The sequence below is a fragment of the Micropruina sonneratiae genome (assembly GCF_025972045.1).
Classification (GTDB): Bacteria; Actinomycetota; Actinomycetes; order Propionibacteriales; family Propionibacteriaceae; genus Micropruina; species Micropruina sonneratiae.
In genome coordinates this window covers 1-1003 of record NZ_JAPDHX010000015.1, presented here as the reverse complement: position 1 = coordinate 1003, position 1003 = coordinate 1, and the positions used below count along the sequence as shown (strand labels likewise).

The following is a 1003-nucleotide window of genomic DNA, read 5'->3' as shown; positions in this document are numbered from 1 at the left end:
TGTACCCGGCCATGAGGTTGGTACCAGCGTGCCGGTTTGATTGAGCGAGAACCCCCGGATGGGATGTGGCTTGTCGAAGGTCACATCAACACCGGAGGTTCTCGTGTCCCACGGTAGTGCCCGGTTGACCGTTCATGGTCGCCGGTTGATCGTTCAGCGTCACCGGGCCGGCTGGCCCCAGGCCCATATCGCTGCGGCGATGGGGGTATCTCGCAAGTGCGTGCGTACCTGGATCGCCCGGTACACCGCTGAGGGCGAGGCCGGGCTGGTTACCCGGTCGTCGCGTCCTCACACCACACCGACCAGGACCAGTGTCGAGGTCGAACAGAAGGTGCTGGATGCCCGTCGCGAACTTCGTGACGGGCCGGACGTGTTGGGTGCCAGGCTCGGGGTGCCGGCTCGTACCGTGTCGCGGATCCTGCGGCGCCATCAGGTGCCCTACCTGCGCGAACTCGACCCGATGACCGGTGAGTTGATCCGCTCGTCGAAACAGACTGCGGTCCGCTACGAACGGGACAGGCCGGGTGAGTTGGTCCACATGGACGTCAAGAAGCTCGGCAAGATCCCCGATGGAGGCGGCTGGCGCGCCCTGGGCCGTGCCGGCGCCAACCGCGACCGAAAGGTCAAGGTCGGCTACGACTACGTCCACTCCCTGATCGATGACCACACCCGACTGGCCTACAGCGAGATCCTGCCTGACGAGCAGGGACCCACGTGCGCGGCGTTCCTCGAACGCGCGATCGCCTACTTCGCCGCTCACGGAATCACCCGCATCGAGCGACTCATGACCGACAACGCCTGGGCCTACCGGTACTCCCTGCGAGCAACATGTGCCCGACACGGCATCCGCCAGAAGTTCATCAAGCCCCACTGCCCCTGGCAGAACGGCAAGGTCGAACGACTCAACCGCACCCTGGCCACCGAGTGGGCCTACCGACGAGCCTTCACCAGTAACACCGAACGGCAAGCGGCCCTTGCGCCCTGGATCGAGCACTACAACACT

Annotated in this window: 1 protein-coding gene; it reads left to right on the top strand. The window is 65.0% G+C overall.

Annotated elements, in window-relative coordinates; genetic code table 11:
* Window positions 1–103: 103 nt before the first annotated feature.
* On the top strand, window positions 104–1003 hold a 900-nt coding region (locus tag OIE40_RS16870), incomplete at its 3' end, for an IS481 family transposase (RefSeq protein ID WP_264704209.1).